The sequence below is a fragment of the Klebsiella sp. MPUS7 genome (assembly GCF_009905335.1).
Classification (GTDB): Bacteria; Pseudomonadota; Gammaproteobacteria; order Enterobacterales; family Enterobacteriaceae; genus Klebsiella; species Klebsiella grimontii.
Window position 1 is genome coordinate 922,419 of record NZ_CP047604.1, and the last position, 19,076, is coordinate 941,494.

The 19,076-nt window shown below is 57.0% G+C and carries 17 protein-coding genes; 8 read left to right on the plus strand and 9 right to left on the minus strand.

The genetic code is table 11. From position 1 onward, the window contains the following. Nucleotides 1-6 precede the first annotated feature (6 nt). Together GUC22_RS04440 and GUC22_RS04445 are read left to right on the plus strand one after the other, a co-directional pair. Nucleotides 7-1,440, plus strand: a complete 1,434-nt coding sequence (locus GUC22_RS04440) for a glycoside hydrolase family 32 protein (RefSeq protein ID WP_064410858.1) — start codon at nucleotides 7-9, stop codon at nucleotides 1,438-1,440. A gap of 112 nt (nucleotides 1,441-1,552) precedes the next feature. Next, nucleotides 1,553-2,896: a carbohydrate porin gene (locus tag GUC22_RS04445; protein ID WP_082237672.1), complete on the plus strand. Its 1,344-nt coding sequence runs from the start codon at nucleotides 1,553-1,555 to the stop codon at nucleotides 2,894-2,896. A gap of 215 nt (nucleotides 2,897-3,111) precedes the next feature. Here GUC22_RS04445 and GUC22_RS04450 read toward each other — a convergent pair whose 3' ends face one another. From GUC22_RS04450 to GUC22_RS04475, 6 genes are all read right to left on the minus strand, one after another. Then, complete coding sequence (locus GUC22_RS04450; protein ID WP_142476537.1) at nucleotides 3,112-4,239, minus strand: oligogalacturonate lyase family protein; 1,128 nt, start codon at nucleotides 4,237-4,239, stop codon at nucleotides 3,112-3,114. Between the two features lie 71 nt (nucleotides 4,240-4,310). Next, entirely contained in the window at nucleotides 4,311-5,597 is a 1,287-nt protein-coding gene (locus tag GUC22_RS04455; protein ID WP_098141075.1) for an ABC transporter substrate-binding protein, read from the minus strand. 16 nt (nucleotides 5,598-5,613) lie between these two features. Continuing rightward, a complete protein-coding gene (locus tag GUC22_RS04460; protein WP_004132950.1) occupies nucleotides 5,614-6,741 on the minus strand; it encodes an ABC transporter ATP-binding protein in 1,128 nt (375 codons plus the stop codon). A 12-nt stretch (nucleotides 6,742-6,753) separates the two neighbouring features. Further along, nucleotides 6,754-7,656, minus strand: coding sequence for a carbohydrate ABC transporter permease (locus GUC22_RS04465; RefSeq protein ID WP_024358558.1), 903 nt, complete (start codon nucleotides 7,654-7,656; stop codon nucleotides 6,754-6,756). Further along, nucleotides 7,649-8,539 carry a carbohydrate ABC transporter permease gene (locus tag GUC22_RS04470; RefSeq protein ID WP_004115132.1) on the minus strand — a complete coding sequence of 297 codons (891 nt, stop codon included), beginning with the start codon at nucleotides 8,537-8,539 and terminating at the stop codon, nucleotides 7,649-7,651. The genes GUC22_RS04465 and GUC22_RS04470 overlap by 8 nt, the downstream gene beginning before the upstream one ends. 493 nt (nucleotides 8,540-9,032) lie before the next feature. Then, entirely contained in the window at nucleotides 9,033-9,359 is a 327-nt protein-coding gene (locus GUC22_RS04475) for a cupin domain-containing protein (protein ID WP_049131162.1), read from the minus strand. A 135-nt stretch (nucleotides 9,360-9,494) separates the two neighbouring features. Here GUC22_RS04475 and GUC22_RS04480 point away from each other — a divergent pair, with 135 nt between their 5' ends. Beyond that, a complete protein-coding gene (locus tag GUC22_RS04480) occupies nucleotides 9,495-10,187 on the plus strand; it encodes an aspartate/glutamate racemase (RefSeq protein ID WP_024358557.1) in 693 nt (230 codons plus the stop codon). On the opposite strand, the gene GUC22_RS04485 is transcribed toward GUC22_RS04480, so the two are convergent. Further along, entirely contained in the window at nucleotides 10,174-11,100 is a 927-nt protein-coding gene (locus GUC22_RS04485; RefSeq protein WP_049131161.1) for a LysR family transcriptional regulator, read from the minus strand. The genes GUC22_RS04480 and GUC22_RS04485 overlap by 14 nt on opposite strands. A 135-nt stretch (nucleotides 11,101-11,235) precedes the next feature. On the opposite strand from GUC22_RS04485, the gene lysA reads away from it, so the two are divergent. Further along, on the plus strand, nucleotides 11,236-12,498 hold the full coding sequence (lysA, locus tag GUC22_RS04490) for a diaminopimelate decarboxylase (protein WP_024358556.1): 1,263 nt from the start codon (nucleotides 11,236-11,238) through the stop codon (nucleotides 12,496-12,498). Between the two features lie 125 nt (nucleotides 12,499-12,623). On the opposite strand, the gene GUC22_RS04495 is transcribed toward lysA, so the two are convergent. Beyond that, nucleotides 12,624-13,625 carry a LacI family DNA-binding transcriptional regulator gene (locus GUC22_RS04495; RefSeq protein ID WP_201746412.1) on the minus strand — a complete coding sequence of 334 codons (1,002 nt, stop codon included), beginning with the start codon at nucleotides 13,623-13,625 and terminating at the stop codon, nucleotides 12,624-12,626. Nucleotides 13,626-13,929: 304 nt separating this feature from the next. Here GUC22_RS04495 and GUC22_RS04500 point away from each other — a divergent pair, with 304 nt between their 5' ends. The 4 genes from GUC22_RS04500 (at nucleotide 13,930) to GUC22_RS04515 (ending at nucleotide 18,020) form a co-directional block, all read left to right on the plus strand. After that, nucleotides 13,930-15,267: a PTS sugar transporter subunit IIC gene (locus tag GUC22_RS04500; protein WP_024358555.1), complete on the plus strand. Its 1,338-nt coding sequence runs from the start codon at nucleotides 13,930-13,932 to the stop codon at nucleotides 15,265-15,267. Nucleotides 15,268-15,274: 7 nt separating this feature from the next. After that, complete coding sequence (locus tag GUC22_RS04505; RefSeq protein ID WP_024358554.1) at nucleotides 15,275-16,702, plus strand: glycoside hydrolase family 1 protein; 1,428 nt, start codon at nucleotides 15,275-15,277, stop codon at nucleotides 16,700-16,702. Nucleotides 16,703-16,770: 68 nt separating this feature from the next. Further along, entirely contained in the window at nucleotides 16,771-17,544 is a 774-nt protein-coding gene (locus tag GUC22_RS04510) for a GntR family transcriptional regulator (protein ID WP_004105268.1), read from the plus strand. After that, complete coding sequence (locus GUC22_RS04515) at nucleotides 17,541-18,020, plus strand: GNAT family N-acetyltransferase (protein ID WP_160183358.1); 480 nt, start codon at nucleotides 17,541-17,543, stop codon at nucleotides 18,018-18,020. The genes GUC22_RS04510 and GUC22_RS04515 overlap by 4 nt, the downstream gene beginning before the upstream one ends. Here the strand turns inward: GUC22_RS04515 and galR are convergent. Continuing rightward, on the minus strand, nucleotides 17,981-18,997 hold the full coding sequence (gene galR, locus GUC22_RS04520; RefSeq protein ID WP_049090132.1) for an HTH-type transcriptional regulator GalR: 1,017 nt from the start codon (nucleotides 18,995-18,997) through the stop codon (nucleotides 17,981-17,983). The two genes, GUC22_RS04515 and galR, sit on opposite strands and share 40 nt — an antisense overlap. Between the last annotated feature and the right edge of the window lie 79 nt (nucleotides 18,998-19,076).

Sequence of the window (19,076 nt, forward strand, 5' to 3'; positions counted from 1 at the left end):
ATCAATATGACGTATTCCATTCCCCGGGCCGAGCAAGAACTGCAGGCCAAACATGAAGAGCTGAACCTGCGCTGGTATCCGCGCTATCACCTGGCCGCCCGCGCGGGTTGGATCAACGATCCCAATGGCCTGGTCTGGTTCGACGGCTGGTATCACGCTTTTTACCAGCACCATCCGTACTCCACCCAATGGGGACCGATGCACTGGGGTCACGCGCGCAGTAAGGATCTGGTGCACTGGGAGCATCTGCCGGTAGCGCTGGCCCCGGAAGGCCCGGAGGATAAAGACGGCTGCTTCTCCGGCTCCGCGGTGGTGGATGGCGATACGCTGGCGCTGATTTATACCGGGCATAAATTCCACGGCGATCCCAGCGATGAAGCCAACCTGTATCAGGTGCAGTGTCTGGCGACCAGTCGCGACGGGATCCACTTCGAGCGCCAGGGGATCGTGGTCGACACCCCGCCGGGCATGCACCATTTCCGCGACCCGAAAGTGTGGCGAGAAGGGGACAGCTGGTACATGATCGTCGGCGCTCGCGATGGCGATACCGGCCAGGTGCGGCTGTATCGCTCAGCCGATCTGCGCCAGTGGCAGGACGCGGGCGTGCTTGATGAAGCGGAAAAAGAGATGGGCTATATGTGGGAATGCCCGGATTTCTTCGCCCTCAATGGCAAACATATCCTGATGTTCTCCCCTCAGGGGCTGGCGGCGAAAGGCTATCGCAACCGCAACCTGTTCCAGAGCGGCTATCTGCTCGGTGAGTGGCAGCCGGGGCAGGCGTTTGTACGCGAGGGGGAGTTTGTCGAAATGGATCACGGGCACGATTTCTACGCCCCGCAGAGCTTCCTCACGCCCGATGGTCGCCGCATTGTCATCGGCTGGCTGGATATGTGGGAATCGCCGCTGCCGGAGCAGCAGGACGGCTGGGCGGGCATGCTTTCGCTGCCGCGGGAGCTGAGCCTGAGCGCCGATAACCGTCTGCAGATGCGTCCGGCGAAAGAGGTTGAGAGTATGCGCGGCGCCAGCTTCCCGTGGCCGGTCACGACGCTGAAGAACCAGCAGACCACGACGGTGGAAAACTGCGAGGCGATGGAGGTGATCCTGCACTGGGACTGCGCCAGCAGCAGCGCTGAACAGTATGGCCTGAGCTTCGGCGAGGGTCTGCGCGTTTACGTGGATGCGCAGATGCAGCGCCTGGTGCTTGAGCGACACTATCCGCAGTATGGCCTCTGCGGCACCCGCAGCGTCCCGTTGACCGAAGGCGCCGATCTGAAGCTGAGGATATTCTTCGATAGCTCTTCGGTAGAGGTGTTTGTGAATGATGGCGAGGCCTGTCTCAGCAGTCGTATATATCCTGACGCCGCTCGCCGTGAATTAGCGTTATTTTCCTGGAGCGGCTCTGCATATTTAAAAGAAGCAGGAGCCTGGCAGCTGGAATAAGTTTTACTGAATAGTTGTTAATAACCCGTCTTCGACGGTGGACGGGTTATTATTGTCGAGCTTTACCCATAAATAAAAAATACTATTTAACTAAATAATAAAGGGTTTTCCGATGAATAAAATCTGGGTCGGTTGTGTTCTGACGTCTTTATTTACCCCTCTGGCTAATGCTCAGGCGCCGTTATCCCTTGAGGAGCGGCTGGCACAAATGGAACAACGCCTGAAGGCGACCGAACAGCGGGCGGCCAGCGCGGAGGCGGAGATTCGCGCGTTGAAAAACCAGGAGGCGCCAGCGACGGTGGCGAGCGTCGTGCCGGCTAAGCCCGCTTTGCAGCTTAATGATTATGGTGAGTTAAAATTCTATGGCGACGTTGAGTTTAATATGGACGGCGCCAGCCGTACCGGTAGCCTGACGTCGGTAAAAACCAGCGCCAATAAAAACTGGGCGCCGGGGGATAAAGAGCGCTGGGATATTAACGGACGTATTCTTCTCGGCTTTGATGGATTACGCAAAGGGGCTAACGGTAAATATGCCGGATTCAGCGTGCAGCCGCTGGCGGATATGAATGGCAAAATGAATCTTGATGACGCGGCCTTTTTCTTTGGTCAGCAGGATGACTGGAAAATTAAAATCGGTCGCTTCGAAGCCTACGATATGTTCCCGCTTAATCAGGATACGTTTATTGAATATTCCGGTAATACGGCGAACGACCTGTATAGTGACGGCTACGGCTATATTTATATGATGAAAGAGGGGCGCGGACGCAGCAGCAGCGGCGGCAACTTCCTGCTCAGTAAAAATCTTGATAACTGGTACTTTGAGGTCAATACGCTGGTGGAGGACGGCAGTTCGCTGTTCGTGGATCAGCGCTATCACGGCAACGCGCTGGATAACAGCAAAAACGTGGTTTATGTGCGCCCGGTCGCTGCCTGGCAATCCGGTCCCTGGTCGGTGGCCGCGGCGATGGAGAGCAACCTCGTCAATAACGCTTATGGCTATGAGACTCAGAACGGTCGCTGGGTCGATCAGTCCAGCCGTACCGGCTACGGTATGACAATGAGCTGGAATACGCTGAAAACTGATGCCGAGGACGGGGCGGTGGTGAACGTAAGCACCGCGTATCTGGATGCGGCGGACGAAAAGGATTTCAGCGCCGGTATCAATGCGTTATGGCATCGCGTGGAGCTGGGCTATATCTACGCGCATAACAAAATCGACCAGTTTAATATGTCCGGCGTCAACGCGGAGTGCGATGGCGACTGCGCCATTCTGGCGCCGGGGCGCTACGACATTCACACCCTTCATACCTCATGGCATCTGCCGAATATTATGGATATGCCGAACTTTAATATCTATCTCGGGGCCTATGCGTCATGGCTCGATTCATCGGCGGCGAAAAGCGGCAATACCGATGAACGCTACGGCGCGCGGGTGCGGTTTAAATATTTCTTCTGACGATTTTTCCCGTGTCGCGGCGTAAACGCCTTACCCGGGCTACGGGATCGCAGACTGCGGTGAACTCGTAGCCCGGGCAGGCGCTTTGCGCCGCGACCCGGGGAGGCAGGGGGGATAATTCCCGGAGGCGATGCCGCGTATTTGTCAGGGGCTAGGGGATCGCACACGGCGGTAGCCCGGCTAAGCACCGCGCGAGCCGGGACGTTGCCGAATCACTACACCTCCGCCAGATACAGCGCGGGCATGCCCTCTTTATCGGAGGTAAACAGCACCCAGCGGTTGTCCGGTGAAAATGACGGATGCGGATGCGTCGCCTGGCGCTCGCCCTCAATCACTTTCCAGGTGGAGTCGTGGCGGCACACCGCGGTCTGCTTATCGGCGGCAATATCAAACATCCAGATAAACGGATCGTTAAACTGGATATCGCCGGTGCTGTGCGGCGCGCCGTCACCGACCACCAGCGAGCCATCGTGATTGCTCATCAAATGTGAACAGGGAGGAATGGCCATCAGCTGGCGGTTTTCCAGGGTTGCCGGGTCGGCGCGGTACAGATAGCGATGCGGATCGTTTTCCTGATGCGCGACGTAGTAAAGCGCGGAGCCATCCGGTACCCAGAATTCGTGCGTAAAGCTCTCACCCGGCTGGTGCTGGCGCACCTTGCGCATGTTGCTGCCGTCAGCGTCGATCAGCCACATTCTGGCATCGATAGCATCGCGCGGACCTTCATGGCAGAAGGCGATGGTGCTGTCGTCAAACGGGCGGTAAATTGGGTGGCCGAGCCAGCGTTTTTCCTGCAATACCACGCGCTGTTCGCCGCTGCGCAGATCGATATTAATCAACCGGCACTCCGGCTCGGTGAAGTAGAATGCGCGGAACTTGCCCCAGTCGGTCAACGGCTGCCAGTCGCTTTTTTTGATTTCGATTCCGACCATCTGACTGCAATCGCTATTGGCGACCCAGGTTCCGTAGGCTACCCATTGGTCATCCACCTGATATATGACCTGTTCCTCCAGCGAGGCCAGATCCACGCGGCGCAGCTGCTGGTTGTTTTTCACATACCACAGCGACCGGTCGTCGGCGGAAAGGAAACCGCCAAAGGTGTTATCGCCCGGCCCGTCGGTGAGCTGGGTCGCCTGCTGGCCGGCGATATCGAGTAAATAGTAGTTCCAGTGGCCTTCAAACGCGCCGCCGAAAATCAGCTTGCCGCCATCCTGGGTAAAGCATTTTTGATAGAAATAGTTGCGATGGCAGATAACATGCGGTGGCGTCATCCGGATCACCTGGTGACCGGTTTCGCTGTCCTGCGTGTGCAGAAAGCTCAGCGGGATGATTTTGCCTTTCATGATTCACTTCACTCCTTGCTAAAAAAATACCCCGCAGCCGGAGCTGCGGGGTAGATACGGATAGCGGTCAATTAGCGCATCGCGCGGCGCAGGATGCGGTCAGACTGACGCTGGAAGTCAATTGCCGTCTCTTCCACGGTTTTCTGCCCGTAGTCGATGTACTGCAGAGAGGTGCCGAACTGGGCGACGATCTGCGGGTCGTCAAAGTACGGCGACACCGAGAGTTTGGCTGGCAGGGACTGCGCCAGACGCAGGCCAGATACCGCCGGATCGTCCTCTTTGATCGTGCCGTTTTCGGTCAGGTACTGCACCGCGACTTTGCTCAACGGCACGCCGCGCTCCAGGCCCAGCGTCTCAACCCCTTCTTTGCTGTTCAGCAGGAAGTTGATCACCTTCGCCGCCGCTTCCGGGTTTTTAGTCGATTTACCAATCGAGAGCATTTGCGCAGGTTTAAAGAACAGACCCGCGTCGGTGGCGCCCGGCAGCATCGGATAGCTGCCCAGTTCCAGCTTCGCCGGCGGCTTCAGGTTGTCGGAGTATTTGTTAATAGTGGAGTTCCACATATAGGTCCCCGCCCACTCACCCTGAATCCACGGCTTCATTTCATACATATTGCTCTTACCGAACGAGGCATAGTACTTGGTGTCCGGCATGACGTGGCTGTCGATAAGCTTTTTATACATCTGGAAAAATTCGACCCACTGCTCTTTGCTGTAGGAGAATTTTTTGGTTTTTTCATCGATAGCCGGCTGGTTGTACTTCTGAATCATATATGAATTCAGCAGCGCCAGGGTATCCTGGTGCTCCAGCACGACCGGGTAATACTGTTTACCCAGCTTGCTCTCGAAGGTTTTACCCGCCGCCATCAGCTCGTCCCAGGTTTTCGGGTACTCGACGCCCGCTTTTTTCCAGGTCTCGTCGTTGAAGTAGAACACGCGCGCGGTGACGGAGATCGGAATACCGTTAAGCTTGCCGTCCACCGTAGTGGATTGCAGCTCTTTGGCGTCAAACTGGCTCAGGTCGATCACGTCCTTCATCTTATTCAGATCGTAGAAGCCTTCGCCGTTTTTCGAGAAGATCGGCAGCCAGTTCCAGTTGGTTTGCATCACGTCCGGCTCGGTGCCGCCGGCGATTTGCGTGGTCAGACGCGAAAGGTGACCGTCCCAGCCGGTATATTCCGCCTTCACGTTGATATCCGGATTGAGTTTATGGAACTCTTCCAGCGCCTTCAGGGTCACCTGGTGGCGGCCGTTGCCGCCCCACCATGACATACGCAGGTCGACATCCTTCGCCATGGAAGGTAACGCGGTAAGGGCCAAAGTTGCGGAGATTGCGGCGCTTAAAAGCACTTTTTTCATTTTAATACTCCAGGGTTCACAGAGAGATGTTCTGTTCAGTTTTGGCGTCAAAGATATGACACTTGTTGAGATCGAATTTGAAATGCACCTTGCGATGCAGCCCTTTCTCAATCATGGGCTTCGCTTCATCTGACGGCACGCGGGCGGTCAGTTCATAATCGGCGACCTTCAGATAGACGAAGAATTCATGGCCCATGTTTTCCACGCGTACCATTTCGCCGGTGCATGAACCTTCGGCGAACGGTTCATCGGAAATGGAGACAAACTCCGGGCGCACGCCGAAGAACACCTGCTGGTTCTTGTGGGTGTCGACCTTGCTCTGCAGCCTGTCGTTGAGCGGCAGCAGGCCATCGCCAACGGTCAGATGCAGGCGTCCCGCTTGCTCAACCAGCTGGCTGGGACGAATATTCATCTCCGGCGCGCCGATAAACCCGGCCACAAACATGTTTTTCGGCTTGTGGTAGAGGTTGTCCGGGGTATCCACCTGCATGATATGGCCCAGCTTCATCACGCAGATGCGGTCGCCCATGGTCATCGCTTCGGTCTGATCGTGGGTAACGTAAACGGTGGTCGCCGGTTTACCGGATTTCTTCAGCTGCTTGTGCAGGTCGGAAATACGGATACGCATCGAAGCGCGCAGCTTGGCGTCGAGGTTGGACAACGGTTCATCGAACAGGAACACATCCGGCTTCTTCACAATCGCGCGGCCAACCGCCACGCGCTGGGCCTGGCCGCCGGAAAGCTGGCGCGGCAGGCGGTCCAGCAGCTCTTCCAGCTCAAGGATTTTCGCCGCTTCGTTAACCTGGGCTTCAATTTGATCCTTCGGCAGCTTGCTCAGCTTGAGGCCGAAGGCGAGGTTCTCGCGTACCGTCATATGCGGATAGAGCGCGTAGTTCTGGAACACCATCGCGATACCGCGCGCTTTTGGCGCGAGGTTGTTCACGATTTTCTCGCCGATCCGCACTTCGCCGCCGCTGATGGTTTCCAGACCGGCCAGCATGCGCAGGGTGGTGGATTTGGCGCAGCCGGACGGCCCAACGATAACCATAAACTCGCCGTCCGCGATTTTCAGATCGATACCATGTACCGCCTTGAAGCCGTTGGAGTAGACCTTTTCCAGTTTGTTGAAAATAACTTCAGCCATGATATTTCCCTCTTAACCTTTAATTCCGCTGCTGGTAACGCCCTGTACGAAGTAGCGTTGTGCCAGGAAGAACACGATGATGGACGGCAGAATGGAGATGCTCGCCATTGCCAGAATTTCGTTCCACGGAGCGCCTTCCGTGACGTCGATGGACATTTTCAGCGCCAGCGCGATCGGATATTTATCCACGCTGTAGACGTAAATCAGCGGACCGATAAAGTCGTTCATCGACCACATGAACTGGAACAGCGCCACCGAGATAATCGCCGGTTTCAGAATCGGCACCACCACGTACCACAGCACCTGAATGGAGTTACAGCCGTCGATCTGCGCCGCTTCTTCCATGTCGCGCGGAACGCCGCGCAGGAACTGAATCAGCATGAAGACGAAGAACCCCTGGGTGGCGAAGGCCAGCGGCAGGTACAGCGGCAGATAGCTATTCAGCATGCCCATTTCACGGAACATCAGGTACTGCGGGATCAGCAGTACGGTGCTCGGCAGGAGCATGGTGGTGATCAGCGTGGCGAACCAGAATTTCTTCCACGGAATTTCGAAGCGGGCAAAGCCGTAGGCCACGATGGTAGAGGAGATAATGGTCAGCAGCACTTTCGGGATCACATACTTGAAGGTGTTCAGCATGTAGTGGCCGAAGTTGTACTCGGTGCCGGTTTTCCAGCCGTTGATAAAGCCATCCCAGGTCGCGTGGGCAGGCCACAGGCTCAGGGTGGTGAAGATCTCGTGGTTCGGTTTGAACGACGCCGAGAACATCCAGACCAGCGGGTAGAGCATCAGCAGGCCGACGAACAGCAGGATCACATAGCGGATACTGGCGTTGATTTTCTCACGACGCAGCGTCCGCGCGACTTCGCGTTCGGCGATGTCCCTTGCTTCAGACATGTGTTGGATATCAGCCATTTTTGCCTCCCTTATCGGCGGAGTAGAACACCCAATATTTCGAAGACTTAAACGCGATGGCGGCAAAAACCGCGACCACCAGGAACAGCACCCACGCCAGCGCCGCGCCGTAGCCCATATCGAAGTACTTAAAGGCGGTGTCGTAGATATAGAGCGAGAACAGATAGGTGGAGTAGGTCGGGCCGCCGCCGGTAATGACGTACGGGCCGGTAAACTCCTGGAACGCCTGAGTGGTCTGCATGATGAAGTTGAAGAAAATCACCGGCGTGATCAGCGGCACCGTGACCTTCATAAACATCTGCCATTTTGACGCGCCATCGATCATCGCCGCTTCATATTGTGATTGCGGAACGTTCTGTAGCGCCGCGAGGAAGATAACCATGGCCGAACCGAACTGCCAAACGCGCAGCAGGGTAACGGACATCAGCGCCAGCGAGGGCTCGCCGAGCCAGTTGACCGGATCGAAGCCGAGCACGCCAATAAAGCTGTTCAGCAGGCCATCGATAGCAAACAGCGCTCGCCACAGAACGGCAATCGCCACCGAGCTACCGAGGATGGACGGGATATAGTAGGCGGTACGGAAAAAACCGATGCCGCGCAGCTTAAAGTTGAGGACAAAAGCGATCCCCAGGGCGAAAGCCAGTTTTAACGGGATGGTTAAAAAGACATACGCGAACGTCACGCCCATGGATTTCCAGAAGAGGCCATCTTCGGTCAGCATGTAGCGATAGTTTTCGATGCCGTTAAACACCGGTGGACTCATCAAATCGTACTCAGTGAAACTGAGGAAGAAAGATGAAACAAAGGGAAAGGCGGTAAAGACTATCAGCCCTATGATATAGGGCGATATCCATGCCAATCCCAGCATTTTGTTTTCATTCATACATACCTACCTGGCTTGCGAGTTTGTAATACGGATTCGGGGTTACTGCCTTTCCCGCGGCCCGTGCCGCCGGAAAGTTAATGCGTTCCTGGTATGTCAGCGGTAAATCCTTCCCTGGCGATGGTTGATTGGTTGAAACTTTTCTTTCTTCTTATCCCTGAAGAACATGTGTTTTTTGATTTTGTCTTACCCGGCGTCCTGATTTTGTAAAACGCCGTTTTAATTTTATTTTATTGCTATTTATTACGGAGTCATTCGGTTGATCGCGGAAATGTGATCAAAGTCGAAACGATGTTTCAAAAAGGTGCTGGAGCGCGCATTTTGCAGAGATGAGAGGTCAGAGATACGGATGAGAGTTCGACGGAGAGAGGCTAGTCAGGCGAGATTGCTTGCGCTGCTAATCATTGCGGCGCGACATACTTTATGACAATTATTTGTAGCGGAAAAGTTCAGAAAATGGTGGGCATGCGCGGCATGCCCCGGGGAGGAGAGATTACTGTTGCAGAAAATCCTGACGAACGGGGGTAAAGGTATCAAGCAGCGTACCCGGCTTCAGGCACACGCAGCCGTGCATAATGTTCGGTTTCTTGTAGAGCGTATCGCCGGCGCTGACCACGTGCTTTTCATCGCCGATGGTGAACTCAAATTCGCCGGAGAGCACATAGGTGAGCTGCTCGTGCGGGTGATTGTGCATCGGCCCGATAGCGCCTGCTTCAAAGTTCACTTCAACCGCCATCATCTTGCCATCGTGCGCAAGGATGCGGCGGGTGACGCCATTGCCCAGATCTTCAAGGGTGGTCTCTTTATGAAAAATAAACATCCGCTGGTCCTGTAATTAAATGAAACAATGTTTCATTTAATCTATCGCATAATCTTCTAAAAGGAAACGATCGCCTGGAGAAGTGGAAAGTCGATCACAACTTTGTTTTACTGAAACTTCACGCACGGAGGGATGATGAAAACGATTGGTCTGTTAGGCGGCATGAGCTGGGAATCGACGATTCCTTACTATCGTCTTATTAACGAAGGGATTAAAACGCGCCTCGGCGGGCTGCACTCCGCCAGCCTGCTGCTGCATAGCGTGGATTTCCACGAAATTGAAGTCTGCCAGTCCAGCGGCGACTGGGAGCGGGCGGGCGAGATCCTCGCCCGGGCGGCGCTCGGGCTACAGCAGGCGGGCGCCGAGGGGATTGTCCTGTGCACCAACACCATGCATAAGGTCGCGCAGGCCATTGAAACGCGCTGCGATGTGCCGTTCCTGCATATTGCCGATGCGACCGGCCGGGCGATTACCGCGAAGGGCCAGCGCCGCGTGGCTCTGCTGGGGACGCGCTATACCATGGAGCAGGATTTTTATCGCGGCCGCCTGCAGCAGCAGTTCGCTATCGACACGCTGATTCCAGAGGCGGAAGATCGTGAACGTATCAACCAGATCATCTTCGACGAACTGTGTCTGGGAACCTTTAGCGCAGACTCGCGCGACTACTATCTTCAGGTTATTGAGCTGCTGGCGGAGCAGGGGGCGGAAGGGGTGATTTTCGGCTGTACCGAAATCGGCCTGCTGGTGCCGGAAGAGAGCAGCCCGCTGCCGGTATTTGATACGGCCGCGATTCATGCGGCGGACGCGGTGGAATTTATGCTGTCGTAAGTACCGCTTCGAGCGGGGTGAGGATGCGCGGCATGCTCTCTTGCAGATGGCGAGCGAAAGCATCGACCAGCGCGGAGCCGGGACGGTGCAGCGGGCGCACCAGGCTAACGGTAAAAGGCACTTCAACGCTAAAACGGCGTACCACCACACCGTTCCCGGCATAATCGAGGGCGGTGAGCGGGTTAACCACCGAAATGCCGACCCCGGCCCGCACCATCGCGCAAATGGAGGCGGCGCTGTGCGTCTCCACCACCATCCGCCGTTTGACCTGATGTTCGACAAACAGGGCATCGAGCAGCTGGCGATAGCTATCGGTGCGCGACAGGCTAATATAGTTTTCGCCGTGAAAATCCGCCGGCGTCAGCGCCGGCTTTGCCGCCAGCGGATGGCTCTGCGGCAGTACGCACACTTCATTGAGGGTCAGCAGCGGCGTACGCTCGGTTCCGGCGGGGGTATGCAAGGTTTCCGTTAATCCCAGATCGTGGCGCTGGGCCGATAGCCACTCCTCCAGCAGCGGTGACTCCTGAGGGACGATTTGCAGGCTGACGTCAGGGTAGCGGGCTAAAAACGGCGCCAGCAGTAGCGGCAATAGCGATTGGGAGAAGACCGGCAGACAGGCTATCGACAGCTCCCCCTGGCGGAACTCGCGCAGGCTTTCCGCGGCGCTGACGATTCTGTCCAGGCCATACCAGGAGCGCTGGACCTCTTCAAACAGACGTAATCCCTGAACCGTAGGCTGCAGGCGCCCGCGGGTACGGGAGAATAGCGTCAACCCCAGCACCTTTTCAAAACGCGCCAGCTCGCGGCTAACGGTGGGCTGCGAGGTATGCAGCATGCGTGCGGCCTCGGTCAGATTGCCGGTGGTCATCACCGCATGGAAGATTTCAATATGGCGCAGGTTGACGGCGGGCATGGGTGTTCCTTAAGTGGCGCAAGCCATATCATTTTTGCATAGACTGGCAATAAAACGATATTTTTTATTACGTACGCGCTGTGGCGTAATCGTAAAAAACAGAGATAACGCACACACACAGCACCGGAGTTCTTTATGCCACACTCGCTTTACGCCACCGATACCGACCTGAGCGCAGAAAACCTGCTGCGTCTGCCCGCCGAGTTCGGCTGCCCGGTTTGGGTTTACGACGCGCAGATTATCCGCCGCCAGATTGCCCAGTTGAGCAAGTTCGACGTGGTGCGTTTTGCGCAGAAGGCCTGCTCCAATATCCACATTCTGCGCCTGATGCGCGAGCAGGGCGTGAAGGTCGATTCGGTGTCGCTGGGCGAGATCGAGCGCGCGCTGGCGGCGGGGTACGATCCGCATCAGCATCCGGACGATGTCGTCTTTACCGCTGACCTGATCGACGACGCGACGCTGGCGCGGGTTAAAGAACTGCAGATCCCGGTCAACGCCGGATCTATCGATATGCTGAGCCAGCTGGGCGAAGTTTCTCCTGGCCATCGCGTCTGGCTGCGCGTTAACCCGGGCTTCGGCCACGGCCATAGCCAAAAAACCAATACCGGCGGCGAAAACAGCAAGCACGGGATCTGGCACAGCCATTTAACGGCGGCGCTGGAAGTGATGCGCCGTTACCAGCTCCAGCTGGTGGGTATTCATATGCATATCGGTTCTGGGGTCGACTATGGCCACCTGGAACAGGTTTGCGGCGCGATGGTGCGACAGGTGGTTGAATTCGGCCAGGATCTGCAGGCGATCTCCGCCGGCGGCGGGCTGTCGATTCCGTATCATGAAGATGAAGAGGCGATCGACACCGATCACTACTTCGGCTTGTGGAACGCCGCGCGCGAGCAGATCGCTAAACATCTGGGTCATCCGGTGAAGCTTGAGATCGAGCCGGGTCGTTTCCTGGTGGCGGAATCCGGGGTGCTGGTTTCTCAGGTTCGCAGCGTGAAGGAGATGGGCAGCCGCCACTTCGTGCTGATTGACGCCGGGTTTAATGATTTGATGCGCCCGGCGATGTACGGCAGCTATCACCATATTACCGCTCTCGCTGCGGATGGCCGCGATCTGCGCGCCGCGGCGCAGATTGAAACCGTGGTGGCCGGGCCGCTGTGCGAATCGGGCGATGTCTTTACCCAGCAGGAAGGGGGGAAAGTGGAAACCCGCCTGCTGCCTGCGGTGGCGCCGGGGGATTATCTGGTGCTGCACGATACCGGCGCTTACGGCGCGTCGATGTCTTCTAACTACAACAGCCGTCCGCTGCTGCCGGAGGTGCTGTTCGACAACGGCAAAGCGCGGCTGATTCGTCGTCGCCAGACCATTGAAGAGCTGCTGGCGCTTGAGCTGCTGTAAAGTGGTACCCGAAGGCCTTTTGCGTTTCTGTCGGGTGGCGGCTGGCGCCTTACCCGCCCTACAGGGGATTGCGGATTTTTGTAGGCCCGGTAAGGCGTTAACCGCCACCGGGCGATTCCAGCTAATTATTTGTAATACGGGCCGGTTGTCACCGACTCGCGCAGCACCAGCTTGCCGGTAAACGGCGGTATGGTCTCGATCGGCTGACCGTTGGCAAGCTTAATGGCCTGATCGATAGCGGTGGTGATCATGTTGTCGATCGGCAAATAGACCGTCGATAGCCCCGGCTCCAGCCATTTCGCGCTCGGCGCGTCATCAAAACCAAACAGCGAAATATCCTGCGGGATCCGCAGCCCTGCCTGATGCAGCGCTTTCGACGCGCCCAGCGCCATATCATCGTTACAGGAAAACAGCGCGCTAAACGGCGTCTTCTCTTCCAGCAGCTCGCAGCACAGCTCATAGCCGCGGATCATGGTGGAGTCACCGTATTTCACCTTCGCCGGATCCCACTTGATGCCGTGCTTTTTCAGCGCGTTACGATACCCTTCCAGGCGGGCTTTGCCCGTCGGCGTGTGCATCGGCACGGTTAAACAGGCAATATCGCGATGGCCCTGGGTAATCAGGTACTCCACCGCCTGGAACGCCGCATCCTGCTGTTCGAAGAACACGCAGCGCTCCCGAGCCTGGCTAACGTCGCGGTTAATCACCACCAGCGGCATGGCGATGGACTCAATCAGCGACATGATCTTCTTTTCGCTCATATGGCGGGTGTAGAGCACGATGGCGTCGCACTGGCGATCGGCCAGCATCTGCACCGCCTCTTCTTCACGCTCCGGCGCATCGTGGCCGTCGGTGACGATCAGCTGTTTGCCCCAGGCTTCCGTCTGGCGGGAGGCCTGCTGCAGCAGGCGACCAAAATAGAAGCCGTCAAAGGTGGAAACCACCAGACCGATGCTGTTGCTGGTGCGGTTCGCCAGCGAGCGGGCGAGAAAGTTAGGCCGATAGCCCAGCTCTTCCATCGCCTTAAAAACCTGTTGGCGGGTGCTCTCTTTCACCTGACCCGTGCCGTTCAACACGCGGGAAACCGTCGCTTTAGAGACGCCTGCGCGAATTGAGACATCCAGCATTGTAGCCATTCATCCGATTCCTGATATCACGTGGTAACCCGCAGTTTATCACAGACATTCAGGGGGATATGGCCTCATGGCGCGGCAAAAAAACCATCGCGATCACGCTTTTACAGGAATTGATCGGGTGGAAAGTAAAACCGCCAATGCGGTATGCCAATTATCGCCTTTCTGGAATACCAATGAGCGGGTTGGGAGCTTAATCACAGAACTTATTTTCACCAGTCGCTATTTTTTGGTATGCCAATAGGTGTTTGGCTGTACACCTGGTGCGCTATAAGCCCTTAAACCTGAGGTATCCTCTATGGCATTGCAGGACAAACTGATCGACTCACTGGGGAGTTTCGCCACGAAATTCAACAGCTACCGCTATATCATGGCGATAAAATCCGCTTTTATTACCCTGATGCCGGTGATCATCGTTGGCGCCTTTTCGGTGCTGATTTCCAATATGGTGCTGGATCCGAAAAACGGGCTCGCCAGCTTTCAGGCGCTCTCGTTTCTGGCGGCGCTGAAACCCATTACCAGCGCCATCAATTACGCCACCCTTAACTTTCTCAATATTGGCGCGGTCTTTCTTATCGGCATCGAACTGGGGCGGATTAACGGCATCAAGAGCCTGTTCCCCGGTCTGCTGGCGGTGATCTGCTTTATCTGCGTCACGCCAACCACCGTCGAGATGATGGTCGACGGCCAAATGCATGAAGTGAAAGATGTGCTGCTGCGCCAGTTCTCCGATACCCGCAGCCTGTTCCTCGGTATGTTTATCGCCATTCTGTCGGTGGAGATCTACTGCTGGCTGGAGGGCCGCAAGGGGCTGAAGATCAAGATGCCGGATACCGTGCCGCCCAACGTCTCGGCGTCATTTTCCGCGCTGATCCCGGCCATTATCACCACCACGGCGATCGCCACCTTTGGCTTTATTTTCCATCAGGCCACCGGCATGTACCTGTATGACGCGGTCTATCAGGTGGTGCAGCAGCCGCTGGAACGCGTGGTGCAAAGCCTGCCGGGGATCCTGCTGCTGATGTTTGTCGCGCAGCTGTTCTGGGTTATCGGCATCCACGGCAACCAGATGATCAAACCGATCCGCGAACCGCTGCTGCTGGGAGCGATCGCCGTCAATATGAGCGCCTTTGAGCAGGGCAAAGAGGTGCCGAATATCATCACCATGCCGTTCTGGGATGTTTATATGAGCATCGGCGGATCGGGGCTGACGATTGGCCTGCTGATCGCGGTCATGATCGCCACCAAACGCAAAGAGATGAAAGAGATCGCCAAGCTGTCGATTGGACCGGGCCTGTTCAACATCAACGAACCGGTGATTTTCGGCATGCCGATCATGCTCAATCCGATCCTCGCGATCCCCTTTATTATCACACCGCTGGTGACCGGCAGCATCGGCTACTTCGCGACCGCCGCCGGTTTTGCCGGTAAAGCGGTGGTGATGGTGCCGTGGACCACGCCGCCGCTGATCAACGCCTGGCTCTCCACAGCGGGTTCGATGGGGGCGGTGGTGACGCAGCTTATCTGCATCCTGACCGCGGTGCTGATCTATCTGCCGTTCGTCAAAATTGCCTCCCGCCGCGCGGAAAACGCCCAGCGCCAGGCGGAAAACACACCCACCAGCCAACAGATATGAGGACACGATGACGACAGTAAGGATGGCGATCCCCCACGACTTTATCCTCGGCGCCGCCGCTTCGGCGTGGCAAACCGAGGGCTGGAGCGGCAAAAAAGAGGGCCAGGACTCCTGGCCGGATCTGTGGTACAAAAACGACCGCCACGTCTGGCATAACGGCTACGGCCCGGCGGTGGCGACCGATTTTATCAACCGCTTTCGCGAAGACGTGCAGCTGATGAAGCTGGCGGGGCTGACCCACTACCGCACGTCGATTAACTGGTCGCGCTTTCTCACCGATTATGAAAACGTCACGGTCGATGAAGACTATGCGGCGTACTACGACCAGCTCTTCGATGAACTGCTGGCCAACGGCATCGAGCCGATGATCTGCCTTGAGCATTATGAACTTCCCGGCTATTTGCTGGAGCAGTACGGCGGCTGGGCGTCGAAAAAGGTGGTTGAGCTGTTTGTGCAGTACGCGGAGAAAGTGTTCGCCCGCTATCACCACCAAGTCACGCGCTGGTTTACCTTCAATGAACCGATCGTCGTGCAGACCCGCGTTTATCTGGATGCGCTGCGCTGGCCTTACGAGCAGAACACCGGCACCTGGATGCAGTGGAATCACCACAAGGTGCTGGCGACGGCAAAAGTGGTCCGGCTGTTTCGCGAGAAAGGCTATCGCGGCACGGTCGGCTGCATTCTTAACCCGGAGGTCACCTACCCGCGTTCAAACGCGCCGCACGACGTTCGCGCCGCCGAACGCTACGATCTGTTTTATAACCGGGTTTTCCTCGATCCGCTGGTCCACGGCGTCTACCCGCCCGAGCTGTTGACCCTGCTCGAACAGCACCACGTCTCATGGGATTATGACGCGCAAGAGCTGGCGCTTATCCGCGAAAACACCGTCGATGAGCTGGGGATTAACCTTTACTACCCGCATCGCGTCAAAGCCCCCTCGCGCGCCTGGCATCCGCAGACGCCGTTCCACCCGGCTTACTATTATGAGCCCTTTGAGCTACCGGGGCGGCGGATGAATAGCTCTCGCGGCTGGGAAATTTATCCGCAAATCGTTTTTGATATGGCGATGCGGATCAAGCAGGACTATCGCAATATTCCGTGGTTTGTGGCGGAAAGCGGCATGGGCGTGGAAAACGAAGGGCAGTTTCGCAATCGCGAAGGCGCCATCGCCGACGACTACCGGATCCGTTTTATCAGCGAGCATCTGTGGCAAACGCTGCGCGCGAGGGAAGCGGGGGCCAACTGTCACGGCTACATGCTGTGGGCCTTTACCGACAACGTTTCGCCGATGAACGCGTTTAAAAATCGCTACGGGCTGATTGAAATCGATTTACAAAATAATCGTGCCCGGCGGCCCAAGGCTTCCGCCAGCTGGTTCCGTAAGCTAGGCGAGAGTCGCGAATTGACGCTGGATATTGACGATGAGTGGCGCTAGGCGGACGGAAATTTTGCTAAGATAGCGGCCGATATTGACTCGCAGGTTCATAACGCACAGGTGATATTGTGGAGAAGGCTATCATTCCGCCGGAAAAGAAACCCTACCAGGAAATAGGTGATGATTTACGCGCACAGATTGCGCAGGGGCGCTACCCCATCGGGTCGCGCCTGCCGCCGGAACGCAATATCGCCGAGACCTACGGCGTGAGCCGGACCATCGTCCGCGAAGCGCTGCTGATGCTGGAGCTGCAGGGGACGGTCGATATTCGCCAGGGCTCCGGGGTGTACGTCATGCGCATCCCGCACGAGGACGATAGTGAGGAAGAACAGATGCTGAGCAGCGACGTCGGGCCGTTCGAAATCCTGCAGGCCCGCCAGCTGCTGGAGAGCAACATCGCCGCCTTTGCTGCCAAAATGGCGACCCGCGCCGATATCGATAACCTGAAGCGCATTATCGAGCAGGAGCAGCGGGCCATTGCCGCCAACGATACCAGCCAGGATAACGCCCGTCTGTTTCACCTGGTGCTGGCCGGGGCGACGCAAAATCAGATGCTGCTGGCGACGGTCGAGCGTATCTGGCTGCAGATGGACAGCAGCCCGCTGTGGCAGCAGTTCAACGTGCATATCGCCAGCCGGGCGTACCGGCTGAAGTGGCTCGGCGACCGGCAAACGCTCCTCGCCGCTCTGCGCCGACGCGATGTGATGGGGGCCTGGCAGGCAATGTGGCAGCATCTTGAAAACGTCAAAAACAGCCTGCTGGAGCTCTCCGATGAAGACGCGCCGGACTTTGACGGCTATCTGTTTGAATCGGTCCCAATTTTTCAGGGGAAGCTGGTGTGATCATTCAGCCCCTCCACGCCGCGCCGCAGCACGCTTCACGGGTGACGGAATGGCTATGGCAGGCTTTTGGCGGTGAAACGCTGCCGCAGGCGTTCTTCGCCAGCATTGTCGGGCATAGCCAGACCCCGGGGGCGCTGCCGATAACCTTTATTGCCGCTGAAGGGGAGATGCTGCTGGGCACCGTCGGCCTGTGGCGCTGCGATTTAATCAGCCGTCAGGATCTCTATCCGTGGATGGCGGCGCTCTACGTGGCTCCTGAAGCGCGCGGGCGGGGGCTGGCGGGGAAACTACAGCAGCACGTTATCGGCTATGCCCGAATGCAGGGCTATAGCGAGCTGTTTCTCTACTCCGCCTGCCGCGATTTTTATGAACGTTTCGGCTGGCAGTATATCGGCGAAGGCCTGGATTATCCGGCCGTCGCCGTCAGTTTATACCGCTACGATTTATCGCTCTCGAGAGGCGCAATCACCGAGTGACGGCGGACCAGCGTGGGGCTGAAAAGATGGGTAATCTCCGGCGGCGGGCGATGTTCCGCCAGCGCTAACGCCAGCTCCGCGGCCTGCGTCGCCATGGTGACAATCGGATAGCGTACGGTGGTCAAACGCGGGCGCACGTAGCGCGAAATCAGCACATCATCAAAGCCAATCAGCGAAATCTCGCGCGGCACATCAATCCCGTTATCGTTTAATACGCCCATTGCGCCGGCGGCCATTGAGTCGTTATAGCAGGCGACGGCGCTGAAGTTTCTGCCGCGGCCCAGCAGCTCGGTTATGGCCTGTTCTCCACCGCTCTCATCGGGTTCGGCAAAGGTCACCAGGCGATCGTTACACGGCAGATCGCTCTCTTTTAACGCCGCGTAGTAGCCCTGCAGGCGGTCTTCGGCATCGGAAATAGCGTGGTTTGAGCAGAGATAGCCGATGCGGGTGTGCCCCTGCTGAATCAGGTGGCGGGTCGCGAGCCATGCGCCGTAGCGGTCATCCAGCGCAACGCAGCGCTGCTCGAAGCCGGGGAGGATGCGGTTAATCAGCACCATGCCGGGAATTTGCTTCATCAGCGAGGCCAGTTCGTCATCGGGGATGATTTTGGCGTGGACCACCAGCGCGGCGCAGCGGTGGCGAATCAGCTGTTCGATCGCCTGGCGCTCTTTATGGAGGTTGTGATAGCCGTTACCGATCAGCAAAAAATTACCGGTATTGTAGGCGACCTGCTCGACGGCTTTCACCATCGCGCCGAAGAAGGGGTCGGAGACATCACCTACCACCAGGCCGACGGTTTCCGTTGACTGCTGCGCCAGCGCGCGGGCGTTGGCGTTGGGATGATAATTTAGCGTTTCCATCGCGGCGCCTACCGACTGGCGCGACGCTTCGCTGGCTTTCGGTGAATTGTTGATAACGCGGGAGACGGTAGCGACGGAAACTCCTGCGAGCCGGGCTACATCCTTAATAGTCGCCATACCAGGCCTTTTTTAGGGTAAGCGTTTACATAACGTTTATGTTACGGGAAAGCGCGGCAGATTCAAGGCTTGCGACTTT